General features: G+C 36.4%; 20 protein-coding genes. 10 read left to right on the plus strand and 10 right to left on the minus strand.

Annotation, left to right across the window (positions count from 1 at the left end):
• Positions 1–303: 303 nt before the first annotated feature.
• Positions 304–627, plus strand: coding sequence for a hypothetical protein (locus D7004_RS10795; protein WP_123205874.1), 324 nt, complete (start codon positions 304–306; stop codon positions 625–627).
• A 543-nt stretch (positions 628–1,170) separates the two neighbouring features.
• On the opposite strand, the gene D7004_RS10800 is transcribed toward D7004_RS10795, so the two are convergent.
• The 3 genes from D7004_RS10800 to D7004_RS10805 all read right to left on the minus strand — a co-directional run bounded on the left by D7004_RS10800 (position 1,171) and on the right by D7004_RS10805 (position 4,054).
• Entirely contained in the window at positions 1,171–2,076 is a 906-nt protein-coding gene (locus tag D7004_RS10800; RefSeq protein WP_123205875.1) for a hypothetical protein, read from the minus strand.
• Between the two features lie 390 nt (positions 2,077–2,466).
• The gene (locus tag D7004_RS20670) at positions 2,467–2,604 is read right to left on the minus strand and encodes a hypothetical protein (RefSeq protein WP_167459476.1); all 138 of its coding nucleotides are present in this window, start codon (positions 2,602–2,604) and stop codon (positions 2,467–2,469) included.
• A 43-nt stretch (positions 2,605–2,647) separates the two neighbouring features.
• Positions 2,648–4,054: a HEPN domain-containing protein gene (locus D7004_RS10805; RefSeq protein ID WP_123205876.1), complete on the minus strand. Its 1,407-nt coding sequence runs from the start codon at positions 4,052–4,054 to the stop codon at positions 2,648–2,650.
• Positions 4,055–6,761: 2,707 nt separating this feature from the next.
• Here D7004_RS10805 and D7004_RS10815 point away from each other — a divergent pair.
• The 5 genes from D7004_RS10815 to D7004_RS10835 all read left to right on the plus strand — a co-directional run bounded on the left by D7004_RS10815 (position 6,762) and on the right by D7004_RS10835 (position 10,523).
• Entirely contained in the window at positions 6,762–7,001 is a 240-nt protein-coding gene (locus D7004_RS10815; protein ID WP_123205878.1) for a helix-turn-helix transcriptional regulator, read from the plus strand.
• 138 nt (positions 7,002–7,139) lie between these two features.
• Positions 7,140–8,264 carry a DUF262 domain-containing protein gene (locus D7004_RS10820; RefSeq protein ID WP_123205879.1) on the plus strand — a complete coding sequence of 375 codons (1,125 nt, stop codon included), beginning with the start codon at positions 7,140–7,142 and terminating at the stop codon, positions 8,262–8,264.
• Positions 8,261–8,749 (plus strand): HEPN domain-containing protein, encoded by a 489-nt coding sequence (locus tag D7004_RS10825; protein WP_123205880.1) that lies wholly within the window; start codon positions 8,261–8,263, stop codon positions 8,747–8,749. Before D7004_RS10820 ends, D7004_RS10825 begins: the two co-directional genes overlap by 4 nt.
• Positions 8,750–8,854: 105 nt before the next feature.
• Complete coding sequence (locus D7004_RS10830; RefSeq protein ID WP_123205881.1) at positions 8,855–9,772, plus strand: hypothetical protein; 918 nt, start codon at positions 8,855–8,857, stop codon at positions 9,770–9,772.
• A 34-nt stretch (positions 9,773–9,806) separates the two neighbouring features.
• Positions 9,807–10,523, plus strand: coding sequence for a PmeII family type II restriction endonuclease (locus tag D7004_RS10835; protein ID WP_123205882.1), 717 nt, complete (start codon positions 9,807–9,809; stop codon positions 10,521–10,523).
• Positions 10,524–10,559: 36 nt separating this feature from the next.
• Here D7004_RS10835 and dcm read toward each other — a convergent pair whose 3' ends face one another.
• Both dcm and D7004_RS10845 read right to left on the minus strand, forming a co-directional pair.
• Positions 10,560–11,807 (minus strand): DNA (cytosine-5-)-methyltransferase, encoded by a 1,248-nt coding sequence (dcm, locus tag D7004_RS10840; RefSeq protein ID WP_123205883.1) that lies wholly within the window; start codon positions 11,805–11,807, stop codon positions 10,560–10,562.
• A gap of 90 nt (positions 11,808–11,897) precedes the next feature.
• A complete protein-coding gene (locus D7004_RS10845) occupies positions 11,898–12,425 on the minus strand; it encodes a very short patch repair endonuclease (protein ID WP_244214295.1) in 528 nt (175 codons plus the stop codon).
• 330 nt (positions 12,426–12,755) lie between these two features.
• Here D7004_RS10845 and D7004_RS21005 point away from each other — a divergent pair, with 330 nt between their 5' ends.
• The 3 genes from D7004_RS21005 (at position 12,756) to D7004_RS10855 (ending at position 14,143) form a co-directional block, all read left to right on the plus strand.
• Positions 12,756–12,926, plus strand: a complete 171-nt coding sequence (locus tag D7004_RS21005) for a hypothetical protein (protein WP_244214296.1) — start codon at positions 12,756–12,758, stop codon at positions 12,924–12,926.
• 6 nt (positions 12,927–12,932) lie between these two features.
• Positions 12,933–13,652: an HNH endonuclease domain-containing protein gene (locus tag D7004_RS10850; protein ID WP_244214297.1), complete on the plus strand. Its 720-nt coding sequence runs from the start codon at positions 12,933–12,935 to the stop codon at positions 13,650–13,652.
• Positions 13,653–13,780: 128 nt separating this feature from the next.
• Positions 13,781–14,143 carry a response regulator gene (locus D7004_RS10855; RefSeq protein WP_123205885.1) on the plus strand — a complete coding sequence of 121 codons (363 nt, stop codon included), beginning with the start codon at positions 13,781–13,783 and terminating at the stop codon, positions 14,141–14,143.
• Between the two features lie 7 nt (positions 14,144–14,150).
• Here the strand turns inward: D7004_RS10855 and D7004_RS10860 are convergent, their stop codons facing one another.
• From D7004_RS10860 to D7004_RS10880, 5 genes are all read right to left on the minus strand, one after another.
• Entirely contained in the window at positions 14,151–14,366 is a 216-nt protein-coding gene (locus D7004_RS10860) for a hypothetical protein (RefSeq protein ID WP_123205886.1), read from the minus strand.
• Entirely contained in the window at positions 14,359–14,568 is a 210-nt protein-coding gene (locus D7004_RS10865; RefSeq protein WP_148042790.1) for a hypothetical protein, read from the minus strand. The genes D7004_RS10860 and D7004_RS10865 overlap by 8 nt, the downstream gene beginning before the upstream one ends.
• Before the next feature lie 398 nt (positions 14,569–14,966).
• A complete protein-coding gene (locus D7004_RS10870) occupies positions 14,967–15,218 on the minus strand; it encodes a hypothetical protein (RefSeq protein WP_123205888.1) in 252 nt (83 codons plus the stop codon).
• Between the two features lie 117 nt (positions 15,219–15,335).
• Positions 15,336–15,782 (minus strand): pyridoxamine 5'-phosphate oxidase family protein, encoded by a 447-nt coding sequence (locus D7004_RS10875; RefSeq protein WP_123205889.1) that lies wholly within the window; start codon positions 15,780–15,782, stop codon positions 15,336–15,338.
• A 102-nt stretch (positions 15,783–15,884) separates the two neighbouring features.
• Positions 15,885–16,751: an aldose 1-epimerase family protein gene (locus tag D7004_RS10880; RefSeq protein WP_123205890.1), complete on the minus strand. Its 867-nt coding sequence runs from the start codon at positions 16,749–16,751 to the stop codon at positions 15,885–15,887.
• A gap of 178 nt (positions 16,752–16,929) precedes the next feature.
• On the opposite strand from D7004_RS10880, the gene D7004_RS10885 reads away from it, so the two are divergent.
• A complete protein-coding gene (locus D7004_RS10885) occupies positions 16,930–17,256 on the plus strand; it encodes a nuclear transport factor 2 family protein (protein WP_123205891.1) in 327 nt (108 codons plus the stop codon).
• The last annotated feature ends 17 nt before the right edge of the window (positions 17,257–17,273 follow it).

Here is a 17,273-nt window from a genome sequence, read left to right on the forward strand (position 1 = left end):
TGAATTAAAAGGAGAAAGTCTAAGAAAAAAAAGGTAAAATTGTCATGCCGTCAGCTATGACAGGCCAAATCCCCGAGGGGGTCAGTATGGTGCATTACTGGGGTCAATATTGCCAGAATATCCAAAAGTCACTTTAATAAACTTAACATTCAGGAAAAGCTTATTATTTTCCATGAAATCGGACATTTTCTAAATGGAGATCTTTTTAACGGAAAAGAAGTACAAGCAGTAAAAAAAGGATTTGCCAATATTAGCCACCAAAGGGAATTCCATGCCGATCTGGTTGGATTCGGTCTGCTACTGATGCTTGAAAAGAAGAACGGAACGCTAATACTGGAGCGCAGGTTGGATATCTTGTTGGCAATAATTGCTTTGTTTGATGTGATGTATGGCCTACAGGGTGTAGAAACAGACAGTTATCCAAATCCCCTGGACCGTTTGATGTTTTTAATCGAAAATTTTTATGGAGCACAATATGCCGAAATCGTGCACAAAACCTATTCTGATGGAAATGAATTCATGAAACTAATGCCTGATGTCTGTCCTCCTATTGATTCCGTAGAAAATACTGTTGAAGATTATGTAAACCAGGCTTTGGTGAAAGCCTTTAATAAAAATTCATGGTAGTACGCATTAAGTCCATGAAATGTTAACCTATCTTATGTCTATTTATCTGATATCAAAGAAAAAGGGGCTTCTTATTGCCTCAACCCCGTTTCGTTTCCGTAAGTAGACATTTTCGTTTTCCTCATGAACTCATTGACCATTGATCAGTTTAAATGACATATTCGCCGTATCTGCTTCCTTTTCGCCTGTGAGAAAAAGTGTCAGGCTATCGGCAGATACTGTCCAGATACCTCGAAAATCCAGATCTTCAAAAAAATCCTATCCTTTGATGGGAACCGATGCCGAGCTTACATACATATCAGGCCGGAGTTTGAAAATTTCAACATTGGATTGGCAGACCGGATCTCCTTTTACATATACACCAGCGTGTATCATGATAAATGGATTAGGATACAATGTTGTCAGTTTTAAGGTATGAATACACAATATTAATTAAAAGCCCACTGACAGCAAAACCATTGGTAAACTCTTACATTTAGTATTTGCAGATTTTTCGTTCGGCAGAAGAAGAATGCACTTCTAATTAGAAAAAACAGAACTCAGTTAAGGGAGACGTTTTTTTATTTTGTAATAGGTGTTTATCGTATTCAAAAGTGTATAAAAAATCCATTCCAGTTGTTCCGGGTGCTGTAAAGTTTTAGTCGTATCTTTATTATGTCTGATGTCAAAAGTGTTTACTATCTGAAAAAAAGTAGATACATCTTTTGCCGAAAAGTAGGTTTCAAGGTCATCACGCAAAGGTTCCAAAATATGGCTCAGTGTTTCACAAGCTGAGCGCATCTTATCCATGCTCTCAGGCTTGTCAAAAAATAATGTTCTTGCATGATTGATTTTTTCATCGATTGCAAGATTTCCTGTTGAGATTTCTTGAGATACCAATCCGAAAAGAGGCATTTTTGGTAAACCTTTCCTTGCCTGATCTTTTCCTAAACTGGTTAATTTAACTCTTTGATATAGTACCGATCCGCCCGCAAGTTTTGTTACATGACCAATATTAATAAACTGTTCATCATTTAGAAAGTCTAATATTCTATTGAACTCATCCGGAGTAGCGTAAGCAATCATACATTCTACACCTGATCTGAGCTCAAATTCTTTATTTTCCTTGCCACCAGTAGAATGAAGGTGGCGCAAAAAGTGAAAGGCCTTTTCTTCAAATACTTCTGGAACATTTAGGCTTTTATAGCCATCTTTAACAAATTCAGAAGTAAAGACAATTGGTTCAAGCCCGTTCAAAGTGCGGTTTTTACTGATCCCTGAAAGAATATCTCTAGGGTACAATGAACTATTATTCAGCATCTGTACATATAGAGATAACTCCACCTTAACGTGGCCAACATAAGGTGTTTCGTATTCAATTATACTGCCCGTAATAGGTTTAGCTTCATTACCCTTAAAAATATGGCCTGTTATACAGCACCTGTCGATTGTTAACTCAGAAAAATTCATTAATTGATTGGTTGGGAAAATAAATTAGCAATGTTTGGTTCTAAATTTAACCACTCATCAAGAATTATCATAGCGGAATCGAGCAATTTTTTGTCCCTGGAAGTATTAGCCTGAAAATTATCGTTAAATTTTGAACCATGAAAAAGATTGTTTTTGATGTCACGGATATGAAGATCTATTTTTTTAAATCAGTAATATTATCAACAAATATCCTGTCTACCCATATGATCGCTCCATTATCAAGAGATTGCTTATTTGGTTGATGCTGCAAAATATAATCAACAGCATCTTGTAATTTCTGTTTTTTTGCAGGATCGAAATTATCTTGTATTGCATTCGTAAACAAATCCCCGTTAGGATCTACATAATTTCCCGCTGGGCGAGCATAAACTATAGTGCGTAGTTGTGATAAGAAAGCCCACTATATTCGTATTCAATTTTGGGCCCGAACATTTCTTCTGCCTTTGCAAGATAGTCGAACTGTAAGGTTTGATAATCTTGTATGTTTTGTCCCTGAATTGTTTCCATAAATTTAAATTAGAAAATATTTACCTAACAAAGGTTAATTGAGCTACAAACTTCCTGTCAATAACAACTTGTCGATTACTGTTGCCTCAAGATATTTTGGCTCATGGATTACGGTGCTCAATATTTCGCGCAGATATTCATTGGCCAGGTTTACGATTGGCACCGTTGTGTTATCTGCAGTCTTGATTTCCTTAATTTGCTTGGTTTTGTAATTCCCATGTACAATACCCGAACGGTAAGCATAGATTTTTTTAACATTTGCAAATACAGCTAAGGGTTCGTATTTTTCTGGAAGGTGTTTAGAAAGCAACGTTGAAATTCTCAATGCCAGCTTATGTGTAATTTCATTTTTTTCGCTGTCACTAAGTAACATCTCCAGTGCAATGATCAAATCAACAATAATATCTTCCTCCTCTGCCCTGAGCGTTGACTTATAAAATCTTTTCAGTGCAAAATTGATCTGGTTTTTTTCTGATTTATAAACTCCGGTGAAAATGCTCTTTACCTCCTCAAGTTGATCATCACTAACTTTTTGGAATTCTTCCTTGTTCCATAGGTAATCATCAAAGAAGCCTGGATAATTTCTAACCGAAGTACCCAGTAAGCTTGTAATGTCACTTACATAATTCCCTACCCAGTTAATGGGATGGATTAGTATTTGGGCATAGCCAGAAGTAATGTCAGTTGCAATTTTTAACGTGGTAAAAAACTGTTCGATAAGCATGTGCGGATATATTTTTGCATCGCCAAACGGATCTTGAAAGTAATTTAAAGGCTTCTTATAATAGTAATTTTCAAGCACAAGCTCATGGGTCGCTGACATCATCACCGATTCTAGGATTGCTGGGGAATAAGATTTGATTTTGTACCTGCCCCTTTGAACCTCATCGCTTATGCGTCTGATTTTAATACCTGGAACCAATTGGTAAAAATCCGTTTCAAACTTCACAAAAAGTATGGGAACTGATATATCAAAACCAAGATTCTCGGCATAAATGTAGTTTTCAAAGGGAATATAGATGTCTACAAATTTTGACAGGTCGAAAACATCCCCATGAAGATAATAATAACGTTCAACAAAATTTTCGATGATATCCGCGCATGCAAACGCAAACCATTTGTCATCGTCCTTCTTCTTATTTGGGGTACTGTAATAGGCAATAATTTCTGGCATAGCCATTAACATTTCCAACATCACTAGGTATCCTTCAGAAGCTTCAAGATTCACTTTTGGCGGTGTATTACCATAGGACGGCCTAAATAAGTTTGAAATATCTACTCTAGATGGGTAGTTGCTTATGCCGGGGAAACCGTTTGACTGATATTTCAGCACTGGGTATTCGTTTAGCGTAGTAGGAAAATAGCTGTCTTTGATTGCTGGATTAATAAGCGGCAACACCTTTGGTAAAAAGTCAATAAGTTGTGTAAACAAAGAGTCGTTACGATACATGAACAAATATAGGCTCTTGCACTTATATTAACTAGGTCACTTTCACTAATGGAGTAGAATAAATAAATAATAAGTTTCTTTATGTATTATTAAACTCATTTCATAAATTTGGAAGGATAACATTTGAGCCAAAAAACGGTCGTTTTGACAGTTGGTGAGTCGGAATTGTGTTTTTCAAGTATTTGATAGTCAGAAAGTTATTTAGATAAAACTTGTTCTGGTTTCGTCGGGACCACTTTTACGTGTTTTAAAGCGATTTTGGTTTTTATAAAAAATTTTGACTCATAATGGTTCATTCTGAATGACTGGTTTTAGTGAGTCAAAAACTGACTATTTTTTCCAATTCCTATGCCGGGTAGCAGGGTGCAAAACCCCCATCCGCCCTTTGGGCAACTTCCCATCCCTAACTCGTCATTGTGAGGTTGGTTCTTCACCAACCGTGACAATCTGTTTAATTACAGTTCTTCGTTCTGGGTTGGTTCGACTCGCCGCCGCCGAGGGGCTCCTTCTTTTTCATCCCTAAGTCGTCATTGTGAGGTTGGTTCTTCACCAACCGTGACAATCTGTTTAGTGACAGTTCTTCACTCTGGGGTTGGTTCGGCTCTTCGCCGCCGAGGGGGGTCTTTCTTTTTCATCCCTAAGTCGTCATTGTGAGGTTGGTTCTTCACCAACCGTGACAATCTTTTTAGTTACAGTCCTCCATTCTGGCTTGGTTCGGCTCACCGCCGCCGAGGGGCTCTTACCTTTTTCTTGATAAAAAGGTAACCAAAACTCAAGGCTTGGATCTGATGTCGGCTATCCTCGTCGAAACTTCTATTGCGGCAACGCAAGCACCCGATGAAGAATCGGGCAGGACGCGCTGCCTTGTACAGTAGTATTTTAACGTTAGTGCAAAAGTTTCAACGGGCTATCCTTTCATCATCCCCTATACCGGGTAGCATGGTGCAAAACCCAAATCAACCTTTGGGTACGTTCCCATTCCTAAGTCGTCATTGCGAGGTTGGTTCTTCACCAACCGTGGCAATCTGTTTCGTTACAGTCCTTCGTTCTGGCTTGGTTCGGCTCGCCGCCACCGAGGGGCTCCTTCTTTTTCATCCCAAAGTCGTCATTCTCCCGTAGGCGGGAATCTTAATGCAGAGGTTTTAATGTTTTCTCCTTTCATCTCATCCTCGTTCAACTTGTTTTTTTGCCTCATTGGCGGCGGCCTAGTCCTTTTCTCTTGAAAGAAAAGTACCAAAAGTTCAAGGCTTGGAACTGATGTCGGATAAATTCGTTAAAGCTTTATTGGCGGCATCACAAGTCCCGACGAAAGGTCGGGAAGAACGCGATGCCTTGTGCTGTGGTTTATGAAAGTTTCTGCAAAAGCTTTAACGTTTTCTCCTTCCACCAGTCCCTATGCCGGATAGCAGGGTGCAGAAATCGTCGCTACTATCTGTCATGCTGAGCTTGTCGAAGCACCTTCCCATCCCAAAGTCGTCATTGCGAGGTTGGTTCTTCACCAACCTTGGCAATCTATTTAATTACAGTCCTTCGCTCGGGCTTGGTTCGGCTCGCCGCCGCTGAGGGGTCCTTCTTTTTCATCCCAAAGTCGTCATTGCGAAGCCTGTTTTTCACAGGCTGTGGCAATCTGTTTAATTACAGTCCTTCGTTCTGGCTTGCTTCGGCTCGCTGCCGCCGGGAGGTCCTTCTTTTTCATCCCAAACTCGTCATTCTCGCGTAGGCGGGAATCTTAATGGAAAAGCCTTAACGTTTTTTATCCCCTTAATTAGGAAGGGTCGCATGGTGCAGAAACTCAGGTAGACAAATTCCCCTCTTTCAGAGGGTCTGCTCCGATTTTCGTCGGAGGGTACCCGCAGGGCGGGGTGTTTTATTTCCCTAAGCCATCACTGTTTTGGACAATACCGTGTGTTTGTAAATCGTATGTGAAAGAACGAATCTTGATGTTTTTTTGTTGACATTAAACAACCTTTCGAAAAAATTAAGACATAAACCAGCCCTTAACATGTTTTTTACATGCTTTTACGGTAAACCGTAACAGTAATTAGAAAAAAGATACTTACCTTGTAATTGCGATAACATAGTAATGCACTTTTTGCCTAATTAGCATAAGGGCTGGTTACCAAGTTTAAATTAACCCCTCAAAGAATCTGAAGTAAGCGCTCACTCACATCAAGCCTTTGTTTCTTTTGGGCTATTTTTTTACCTGGAATTTCTTGCAAGCATTAGGATGGAGAACAAATTAAGTTCTTTAACAAATTTTGGATGGAATGATTTTGTGCCACTTCTTTTACGAAGCAGTACGGTTTGATGGCGTTTAATTTCTTCGTTTTCATAAACGGTTGTTTTATGTAAAACGATGCAAACTCAACAAAAGCAGATGGGAAACCAGATTGGTCAGAAACCAATAAGGCGAACTTCAAAGCTTTTGAAACTGGTACCGTCAAGAACCTACTCAGAAAAATCTGAGTCTCGCAAAAGACTGACATGAAATTCGCCCTATTGAATAGTATATCAAAGATATAAAGATTCAATAGAAATGGCGAACTCACGATCGGCTCATGTGAAAGTTGACGGTTTTCACTCATGAGAGACATCGTTAAAGTCAGGTTCCCCCAACTCTATTTGTCGCTATAAATAACTGATAACAAATATAAATAATTGATTTATAAAATCGAAATAATGACTATAAAAATCAATTTTATTTAATATGGCTGATTTAAATAGAATAAAAGTCGCATTAGCTGAAAAGAAAATATCCAATAAATTATTGGCTGAACATCTTGGTAGAAGGGTAGAGACTATTTCAAGATGGTGTACCAATAAACAGCAACCTTCCTTGGAAGAACTTAATTCAATCGCTGAATTTCTTAAGGTTGATATTAGAAACCTTCTATATCCGAGTGATTGGAGTGAGAGCAATGTTGAGGAGTTTGTAGCTAAAAAATAGGGTATTAATGAGTGTGAAGTATTTGAGGAAGAGCTTGATTATACATTTATCAGGTGATTAAAGCCACTAAATTATAATAGAGAGTATATCCTTTGAAACAAAAAACAATTTGAATAGCATATTTATACATAAGTGATTATGATAGAAGAAATTTCAACAATTGAGAATCTAACAGAAGAAATCAATGATGATTATGTTAATGATGATCTATATAATATTAACTCATGGGGAGCTGACTATTCTTTTCGTGAATTGATAGCAATGTATGATGATGGTGATTTAGAAAAACCAGAATTGCAAAGAAAATATGTATGGGGTAAACCTGAGGCCAGCAGGTTTATTGATTCAGTCTTACTAGGCTTACCGATTCCCAGTATATTTCTAGCAAAAACAGGTGAAAATAAAATGCTTATTATCGATGGATACCAACGGTTAATGACTGTCTATGACTTTATGCGAGGTATATGGTCAGGAGACGATAAGCCATTCAAGTTATCCAATATCCCTGAAAAAATAAATTCAAGATGGCGTAATAAGTCTTTCGATGAATTATCGGATACTGAACAACGAAAAATAAAAACGACCACAATCCATGCTATCATTTTTGAACAAAAATCACCTGTCGATGATGACACAAGTCTTTTTCAAATTTTTGAAAGAATCAATACAGGTGGTAGATCTTTAATGCCACAAGAAATAAGGAATTGTGTTTACCAAGGTAAAATTAATTCATTATTATTTGAACTTAACAAAAACATTGATTGGAGGCACTTATTTGGTAATGAATTAGAAGATCCTAGGATGAGGGATTTAGAATTTATTCTGAGATTTTTGGCTCTCAATACCAACTTCATAAGAAGTTATCCAAAGTCCAATATCTCATTGAAAAAGTATCTAAATGAATTTATGGGTAATAAAATAAATAATACTGAAGAATTTATACAAAGTTTTAGAAATGATTTTAACACAACTATTTCAGTTGTTAAAAATTTGTTTGGAGAAAATGCTTTTTATAATATTCAATCTACAGATCTTAATACAGTTAGAAAAAGATTTTACCCGACAATCTTTGATGCAGTTATGATAGCTACATCAATTGCACTCAAAGATGGTTTGGATATTTCTGTAGGTAATGAGACAAGAAGGTTAGAGCTACTGAAAGACCCAAATTTTAGAAAATTCATTTCTGAGGGTACTATGCAAACAGACCATATCAATGGAAGGGTCAATTTGGCATTGAGTTATTTGTACGATATAAAATGAATAATACAACTGTCAAACAAACAATAGATAATTGCTCTTCAGAACTAGAGGAAATTCAGAAAATAATTGATGTCTTTGGTCAGTCTCATTCGATAGTGCCATATCTAACAAATTACGCAGTAATTAAATGTTGCGGCGCAATAGAAAATTCTTTTAAAGCTATTGTAACAGATTTTCATAATTCTTTGCCAATTCAAGCAAAGAATTATTTAGAGACAACTTTTACGAATAGCTCAATGAATCCTAGTAAGGAAAACATCTGTAAAAGTCTTAAACGGTTTGACGAAAACTGGAATAATGAGTTTAAAAGAAAACTAGATTTAGAAACAAATAAGTCACAAATAGATAGTTCATTAAAATCATTAAATGATGCAAGAAATGAATTTGCCCATGGAGGTCATCAGAGGGTTTCTTTTGGTAGCGTAAAAAGCTATTTTGCTGATTCGAGAAAAATAATTGAAATTATAGATGAAGTTGTTAAATGATAGAATTTAATCAAGAAACTTCAGAGGAACTAAAATAGTTATGTCATTACCAAAGAATTTTACTATAAATTGCCAATTTCAAATATTCTATGATTACCCTAATATATGTTTACAAATATCCTTTCGAGAAATGACTTCGAAACCACTGGTGTGGATTGCATATGCCAATCTATAAATTCGCTTCTTCAAATCTGGGAAATTGGGAATGATTTTATAAAAGAAAATGGTGCTATTACTGGAATAACGATGTCCGAATTTTGGGATCATCACGTTGTAACGGTTAATACCTCCTTCATCCTATTACATCAAGGCATGGAAGCATTGCTTAAAGCGCATATTTGCGGACACTCTCCTATGTTACTACTCGAGGCGAAGCGAAATGAATGGCCTACAAAGCCCGGTAATAAACATTTAGATTTCAGTCAGTTCCACCAAGTAGGAGGGGAAAGTCTGTTTATTACTTTTTTTGCAACAGATCCACCGAATCATATGGGTAAACACATCTTCTATAATCTAATTGAAGAGATCAGAACAATTCGAAATAAAATAGTGCATGTTGGCCACAAAAATAACATTGAAGTAAAGGATGCATTATCTTACGCACTTAAAATATTGACTTATTATTTTGGTAAAGACAAATGGCTTGAGTTTTTACGAGATCGCTACAGAAGAAATCCAGTAAATATAAATAGCGTAGAGCGTATCCCATATTTTTGGAATACAATCAATTTTGTATGGGAAAACATTGGTAAAGCTGAGTGTAGGAAGAACTTAAGTTTGGAACGCCAAACCAGATTTTACCATTGTCCAAGCTGTAGTGTTGACTTAGATGGCTTAGCAAGCCACGAGGAAATAAAGTTATCTTTGCTCAGACCAAATGATCCACTATCAACAACCGTGTATTGTCTAATTTGTGATAGAGAGCATGATGTAATAAGGCAAAGCTGTGATAAAGAGGCATGTCCAGGAAATGTGATTTCGGTAGGTGGGTTGGAAAAAATTTGCCTTACATGCTTTAAATAAAATAAACCGTATTAACTAGTAAACTAATTTATGTATGACGGAAGATCAAAGAGTTGAATTGTTAGCGAAAGCAAAAGAATTTTTTAAGAATAAAATTGTAGATTCTCATATAAACGGTGGCGCTCTAAGGGCTTCAAGATTGAGTGATTACAATATTAATCCTTTTTTATATAAATATTTAGCTAACTTTTTAAGAGGTAATAGTTCCTCAAAGAGCATCGCGGAGGCTTTGGTGTACCCAAGATTGTTAGGCTCATCTATCAATACTTCGTTCGGTATGCGCATTCAATCGCTTATTGGCCACCTTTTTGATGGCTTTGGCTCACCAGTCCCAGGTATCGACATTGAGTTTATGGATGCTTTAGATGGTCGAAGGAAATATTGCCAACTAAAAGCAGGACCCAATACGATAAATCATCATGACGTAGAAACTGTTATTAATCATTTCAAAGGAACAATTAATCTTGCAAGAACAAATAATTTAAATATCGCACCGCAAGACATGATCGTTGGTATAATCTATGGAGAAAAGAAGGAACTGAGCAGCCATTATCAGCGGCTGGATAAGTCATTTCCAGTATATATAGGTGAAGACTTTTGGTATCATCTTACAGGAAAAGAAACCTTTTATCTAGATTTAATTAATGTCTTTGGAGAAGTAGCAATTGACGTTGACGGACGAGATAAGTTGGAAGAAACAGTCAATGCATTGGCAATTGAAATTGAACAAACTTTAAATCATAAAGAATAAATCCTTAACGAAATATATTCCTTAAATTAGGCTTATTTAAGCATTTATTTTCTTTTTCTCATTGCAATTTACTTCATTCAAAAACGCTACAATAGATTGACCAATAGCTTTGCCTAGATTTACGGGAACGGCATTGCCAATTTGTTTATATTGGGCGGATACTGGACCTGCGAATTTCCATTCATCGGGGAAGGTTTGAATGCGAGCATATTCCCTTACCGTAAATGGCCTGGTTTCATCGGGATGGCAACGTTCTGTTTGTTTCTGTGCAGGACTACAGGTTAAAGTAAGCGAGGGCTCATCCCAACTGATGCGGCGAGCCATACCCGTTTTTCCGCCACCTAAGAAAAAGCTTTTTTGCATGTATTCTTTCTGGATATCGAGAGGTAAATTTCGCCAATATCCTCCTGGAGGTACCAACTCAAGTACTTTTCTTTTCGAAGCCGGATATTTTGTTCCTGGGGAATCTGGCACATCACAATCAAATAATTTACCTTTTTTTAACGCCTCGCTTAAGTTTAGTATCTCTTTACTAGGTGCAGGGTAATTAAAATCTATATCGATATCTTTTCTTACACCGACTAAAATCAACCTTTCACGTTTTTGTGGAACGTTGTAATAAATAGCCTTTAATACCTTAGGATCAATTACACGGTAGCCTATCTCATCAAGAATGGCAATCATTGTTTTAAGGGTACGTCCACCATCATGATTTTGCAGCCCTTTAACGTTTTCGCCAATGCATATTTTTGGTTGCGTTTCTTGTACTGTTCTGGCAAATTCGTAAAATAATGTTCCACGGGCATCTTGAAAGCCAAAACGCTTACCTGCATAGCTGAAAGCCTGGCATGGAAACCCCCCAGTTACAACATCAATTTGATTAGCCAGTTCCTTAAAAGAAATATTTCTTATATCTCCTTCTAAAACATTCCAGTTTGGTCGGTTTGCCCTTAGCGTTGCAGCAGCATACTTATCAATTTCATTTAGTGCCACGCATTTTAAGCCTGCCTGTTCCATGCCGATGGCCAAGCCGCCTGCTCCTGCAAATAATTCAAGTACGCTATATTCATTTGCTGGTTTAGAATCTTGGTTGGTGGTGTGGATGTTCATGGCTTTAACTTCGTCGAAAATATCTAACTGGCTTCTTTTATAGTACCGGTAATTGCTCATAGGCTCGCGAAAAGCGGTAAGCTTTCCGGCATTGTCCCAACGGCGAATGGTTTCTTTGCTTTTGCCTAAAAGCTCAGCAACATCATCTAATGAAAGTCTGTCATCGATAACCATATTATACAACCTTATACATGGTTACAAATATACAAGTGTAAATAACTTTAGCAAGAATACTAATATATTTAGTTTTCCACAATTATTTTGCTAAATAATCCCTGGAATAGGCTGATTTCTGGCAGATTCTAAATAAAGTAAAACCTGATTAAGGCACTTGGTAAGCTGTTTATTTATTTCGTGATCCCAAAAACGCATGACAATATATCCTGCCTCTTCTAATTTTTTCTGGTTAGTGCTATCTCTCTGCATATTTCTTTCAATTTTGGGAATCCAGAATTGAGCGTTGGTTTTAATTGTAGTTTTCTTTTTGTCCCAATTGAAACCATGCCAGAAACTACCATCTACAAATATCGCTAAACGATATTTATTGATAACAATATCGGGTTTGCCGGGCATAGTCTTTACATGTATGCGAAATCGAACTCCCTTAGCCCATAATGACTTTCTCAAAAGTACTTCGGCTTTTGTATTTTTTGCCTTAATATCCGCCATTCTTTTACTGCGTTCGGTAGTCGTATAAAAGCCAGCGGCTTCTTCAAAGCGGGGCACTTTTATGATATTGTTCTCTTCAGGATATTTTGGAGCAGGCACAAGATAAAAACAAATCTTGAGCAAATAAGTTCTTTAATGCTTACGCTAATAAATGATATAATCCTGATTTAGACAATTATTATTGATAGCATATTAATAGTCTGTTAGGTAATGATGAATATCGGAAACTGATAGATGGTTAATACCGAATTTAGCAAAAATATTTCGTGAACGTTGAGGTAATAGATATCTTGCGTCTAAATGATCCCTAATCATGAACGCTTACCTATAAACCTTTTAGCCGCCAGTTTCAATAATACTGCCGCGGCTTATAAATTCTATTAGTTTCTGGCTATTTTAGATGAGGTAGAAGACGGGCAATATTATATATCGAAGCAGAGATTGTTTACCGGCATGGTTGCTACCAGTTGGTTTACCATTAATTATTTCAAAATTAGTTTTGGCAAGCAAGACCAGCTGCATGAAAAAGTTAAACAAATTGCGGCGGCGGAGGGGATAGGCATTGATGAGGAGCGGAATAAGATAAAAAGCCGCTTAACCAACAGTGGGCGGTTATCTACGTAACAGTTATTGTGGCATTTTAATAAACAGGTACCACATTGGTTTTTAAGTCCGTGGTTTCCGCAACAAGGAGAAACCCGAAAATCAATTTATGAAGCATCGCAAACTTTTGAAAACGACTGCCTGTATTCATTAGAACAGACGTACATTACAATTAACCCCATCTGGATAGACCACCTCAGTAGAAATGCGGGGATTTTAAAAAGCTTCTGTTACTGGAAACTGAGTTTGTATCTGCAAAAACATAATCCCAACGTTCCGGATATACCGAACAAACTGGTTAAGCCTGCTAAAAGAAATGGTTTGGCAAAACAGCGAAAGGTTTGGGATGTGGTGATAGAAGAGTTGGGCGGTGTAGATTGCATTTATACCAATACCAGGCTCTATAAAAATGGTTTTGCAGTAGAACACTTTATTCCTTATGCATTTGTATCGCATGATTTGTTCTGGAATTTAATACCGGCTTGTCCTTCTTTCAATAGCTCAAAATCGGATAAGCTGCCGCAATTGGAGAAATACTTTGATGCTTTTTATGGTTTGCAAAAAACGGCTATCAAAATCATTAAATACAGGATGCCAAAAGAAAAACTGTTGGAAGATTACCTGAGTATTTTTCCGGATTTGGAAAGTTTGCAGAAATTACCGGATGATTATAAGGCAAAGTTTAAAACAACCATTGAACCTTTAATTACTATTGCGGGCAATAATGGCTTTGAGTATATGTTTTAAAATAACGTTACTTCAAAATAGATTTTCAACCAGCCCCTCCTCCGTAATATTCCCGTTACCTGAAACTTTCTCAATAGGAGCACCCGTATATATACGTAGTTTCTGACTAAAACTCCAAACAAAAATTAATGATTCGTAAGCGAATTTTGATACTAGATGATGATTATGATATTTTAGATTCACTCACGACCCTGTTTGAATACGAAAATTGCACCATTGTAACCTTAAGCCAGTTATTTACTATCGATGTGATAGAAGATATTCGTTTGCTTAACCCTGATGTGATATTGCTGGATATTAATTTTGGCAAACACAATGGTATGGATATATGCCTCAGGCTTAAAGAAAATCCAGATACTGCTCAATATAAAATTATATTAATGAGTGCCGGAAAATATGCTCACATAGCTTTTGATAGTAAGTGCGATTTCTATATTCAAAAACCATTTGATTTAGACAATCTAATAGAAGTTGTTGGTCTTCATAAATAGAAAAACATTAATCTTCTATACTGCTATAGGCTTCAAAAGCAATTTCTAAGGTTGTTTTTTCGGCATAAAGAACAATTTCTTTTGGTGCCGAAGTTTCTATTTTCTTAAAAATAGTTAAACAGTTTGCTATGGTATTCAGTTCGTATGCCGGTAACAGTTCACGTAATTTTAGAGGGTTTATTTTTAAAATTGTGTTGCTGTCGTAATTGTTTTGTTTAATCATTACAATATCCTTCTCCTATTTGGTAGTTTCCTCTACTTTTCATAGGGACAACCTCACCACTTTCTAAATAAATTTTATACAAAGGCTCTCCATCGGCTGGTGATGATTCGGTACTGATGGCCATAATCACACCGCAAAACTTTTTTTTGCAACTGCTAAACATTAATACAGAAACACATGCGATGAAAAGTAACTTTCTCATAATTAACATCCTCAATTCAAAATTGATACCAACTTGAACAAAAAGTTGTGTAAGTTGTATGATTAAGTGTATGTCTTTTTAAAAAAGTATTTGTTTTCTAAAGCTTTAAATTTAATTTTTGGAAATAATTGCTGTTGAAGCTAATTAACCGGAAATAAGGTAAGTAGTTGATTATAAATCACAAAGCAGCATTAATTTCTAAGGTAAAGTTAATAAAACCTTTAAAACAGAAAAATATTTTTAAGAAAAAATACAGATGACAGGGTTGTAAGCTATTTAGAAGCGAAAAATTTATTATCCCAGGCAATAATTGATAAATTGAAGGATTTTATGGGCAATTTTTAATGCCCAACCACATTATTATAATGCTGATGCCTAATAAATTTTGAATTTGATGCTTAACTATGGCCCGTTCCGCTAAAGTTGGCTGTATTTTCGATTGCTGCGTTGGCAGATATGGATGGAGTAGTTTCATTATAGGATATCGAAACAATTTCCAGGTATTCTTTTAATTTATCGAGTTTTTGATTTACCAGTTGCTTTTCTTCTGAATTATGCTCGGGAGCGCCATCCATAGATTTGATTACATCGAGTGCATAATCCATAAAATCTTTTACATTTTCTGATAGGAATGGTTTTGCTGAAATCATATGCGCTTTTGCTATTTAAATTATTTTAAAGCAACAAGAAAAGCCGATTAAAGTTTTAAAAGAATGGTTTAAAGCCGATGATATTAATGGCTATGTTTCTTAAAGGAATTACAACGCCTAAGCTTCATCATCATGCGATTCGTATTTGCCGCTGATGGATGAAAATTCAATTTTATATACGATAAGGTTATCGTGCTCTGCGGGGTTTATACCATGCGATGGTTCTTGTGTTGGTTTGCTGGTTAAAGGCATTATCTTATGAATAATGCCCTGCATCGCTTGTTGCCTGGTTTCTCCATGCAATTCGCTAAAGGTTCCTTGTATGATAGCGCTTTTCCAGTTAAAAGTGTTTACAATTTCATCAATAAGGAAACATACTTTTGGGTTTGCCCGCATCATATCTATCTTCTTGCCATTGCCCGAATGTGCGTAAATGGCATTTGCGCGGTATACATAATTAATAGGAACCACATAGGTTTCGCCATCGTTAGAACAACCCAACCTACCAATCACCTGTTGATTTAAAAAATCAAGAAGCTGTGCTTTATTTAAATCTCCCAACATAATGCTATTCCCTTGTAATTTACATTAAAGGTGCGCAATTACTGAGTTTACAAAAATGATGAAGATCACTAAATTGGACGATGTATACAGATGTTTATCTGATTAAAAACACTCCACTTCCCAGCAGCGTTGCCAGGTTTTACCGGCATCAAGTTTAACAACACCTTCTTTGTTATTAAATTTTTGGTTGTGGTTCACGCTGTCGGCGACACCACACCATGGTTCAAGACATACGAATGGAGCATCTTTAGCTGCCCAAATGCCAAAGAAGGGAAAATCATCAAAATGAAAGTGTAAGCCAAAATCGTTCTTGGTGTTTAATAAGCTGATGCAATTGCTTTGCATGGTTTTAAAAACCAAAGCATCGTTATAAAAGAGTTCGTGTTTTAAATTTAATTTATGGCCGCTTAATTCTATGGTTTCCGTTTCATCTGCTACTAAACCATCCTGAAGCTTCCAATAGGTTAAGCGTTCATCATCATTAAAAGCAAGGTAATAATCTTCGTAAACGGTTTCGGGTGTATTAGGAACGGCAAATGCCGGATGTGCCCCTAAAGAAAACAACATTTTTTTGCTGCCCTTATTTATAACACTATAGGTTAGGCTTAACTTTCTATCAATAATTTGATAATTCAGGTTTAACTCGAATGGGAAGGGGAAAACTTTTAGGGTTTCAGCGGTATCCGATAAAGTAAAAACAACTTCGGTTTTGCTTATTTGCGCTGCTGTGAAGTCGTTATCCCTTGCGAAACCATGCCTTGGCAATTGATAGCTTTTATCTTTGTAACTATAGCTGTCGTTTTTTAATGAACCCACGATAGGGAACAATACCGGACTATGCTTTGCCCAATATTTTGCATCTCCACTCCAGAGGTATTCTATTTCAGTTTCTTTACTATATAAACCTTGAAGCTCGGCACCTTTTGCCGCTATATTCACTTTTAAAAAATCGTTCTCGAGTGTTATCATTACAATTAAAAGTAACAAATTTGAACATAATTTAGCAGCCTTTTACAATTTAAAAGGAAGTTATTTTCGAAAGCTTTATTCCTTAATAAGTTTTTGGGCTATTGTGTCCAGGTATTTTTTTATTTAAGTTTGATAATCATCCAGCACAGCATACGCTCTACCTTTTAGCATCCCAATTATGGCTATCGATTTCAGTAAATTAACAAATACAAAAGTTAAAGCAGCCATAGATGCATTACAGAAAGGTGATGCCAAGGCCTGGTTCCCTTTATTTGCTGCTGATGTGATTTTGTATGATGATGGAAATCAAATGCATTTTAATAATTTTTTTAAAAAAGCTTTAGGCAAAGAAAAGTTTACCAGTATTGATAAAGTCGAAAATAACGGACTCGATGTGTATGGCCATTTTCACTCCAACCAGTGGGGAGACTTCGAAACGAATTTTAAATTCCAGATAAATAAGGATGGTAAAATTAGCCGGCTGGATATCAGTCCGTCACTTTAAACTTCCCCCGCTGTATT

This window comes from Pedobacter jejuensis (assembly GCF_003725795.1).
In the GTDB taxonomy this organism is placed as follows: domain Bacteria; phylum Bacteroidota; class Bacteroidia; order Sphingobacteriales; family Sphingobacteriaceae; genus Pedobacter; species Pedobacter jejuensis.

What these genes read in the sequence shown, in the direction of transcription:
- D7004_RS10835 (WP_123205882.1), top strand. Translation starts at nt 9,807, where the DNA reads ATGACGGAAGATCAAAGAGTTGAATTGTTAGCGAAAGCAAAAGAATTT.
- D7004_RS10860 (WP_123205886.1), bottom strand. Translation starts at nt 14,366, where the DNA reads ATGATTAAACAAAACAATTACGACAGCAACACAATTTTAAAAATAAAC.
- D7004_RS21005 (WP_244214296.1), top strand. Translation starts at nt 12,756, where the DNA reads ATGGTTGCTACCAGTTGGTTTACCATTAATTATTTCAAAATTAGTTTT.
- D7004_RS10855 (WP_123205885.1), top strand. Translation starts at nt 13,781, where the DNA reads ATGATTCGTAAGCGAATTTTGATACTAGATGATGATTATGATATTTTA.
- D7004_RS10800 (WP_123205875.1), bottom strand. Translation starts at nt 2,076, where the DNA reads ATGAATTTTTCTGAGTTAACAATCGACAGGTGCTGTATAACAGGCCAT.
- D7004_RS10825 (WP_123205880.1), top strand. Translation starts at nt 8,261, where the DNA reads ATGAATAATACAACTGTCAAACAAACAATAGATAATTGCTCTTCAGAA.
- dcm (WP_123205883.1), bottom strand. Translation starts at nt 11,807, where the DNA reads ATGGTTATCGATGACAGACTTTCATTAGATGATGTTGCTGAGCTTTTA.
- D7004_RS10875 (WP_123205889.1), bottom strand. Translation starts at nt 15,782, where the DNA reads ATGTTGGGAGATTTAAATAAAGCACAGCTTCTTGATTTTTTAAATCAA.
- D7004_RS10830 (WP_123205881.1), top strand. Translation starts at nt 8,855, where the DNA reads ATGTTTACAAATATCCTTTCGAGAAATGACTTCGAAACCACTGGTGTG.
- D7004_RS10865 (WP_148042790.1), bottom strand. Translation starts at nt 14,568, where the DNA reads ATGAGAAAGTTACTTTTCATCGCATGTGTTTCTGTATTAATGTTTAGC.
- D7004_RS10815 (WP_123205878.1), top strand. Translation starts at nt 6,762, where the DNA reads ATGGCTGATTTAAATAGAATAAAAGTCGCATTAGCTGAAAAGAAAATA.
- D7004_RS10805 (WP_123205876.1), bottom strand. Translation starts at nt 4,054, where the DNA reads ATGTATCGTAACGACTCTTTGTTTACACAACTTATTGACTTTTTACCA.
- D7004_RS10880 (WP_123205890.1), bottom strand. Translation starts at nt 16,751, where the DNA reads ATGATAACACTCGAGAACGATTTTTTAAAAGTGAATATAGCGGCAAAA.
- D7004_RS10885 (WP_123205891.1), top strand. Translation starts at nt 16,930, where the DNA reads ATGGCTATCGATTTCAGTAAATTAACAAATACAAAAGTTAAAGCAGCC.
- D7004_RS10820 (WP_123205879.1), top strand. Translation starts at nt 7,140, where the DNA reads ATGATAGAAGAAATTTCAACAATTGAGAATCTAACAGAAGAAATCAAT.
- D7004_RS10795 (WP_123205874.1), top strand. Translation starts at nt 304, where the DNA reads ATGCTTGAAAAGAAGAACGGAACGCTAATACTGGAGCGCAGGTTGGAT.
- D7004_RS20670 (WP_167459476.1), bottom strand. Translation starts at nt 2,604, where the DNA reads ATGGAAACAATTCAGGGACAAAACATACAAGATTATCAAACCTTACAG.
- D7004_RS10870 (WP_123205888.1), bottom strand. Translation starts at nt 15,218, where the DNA reads ATGATTTCAGCAAAACCATTCCTATCAGAAAATGTAAAAGATTTTATG.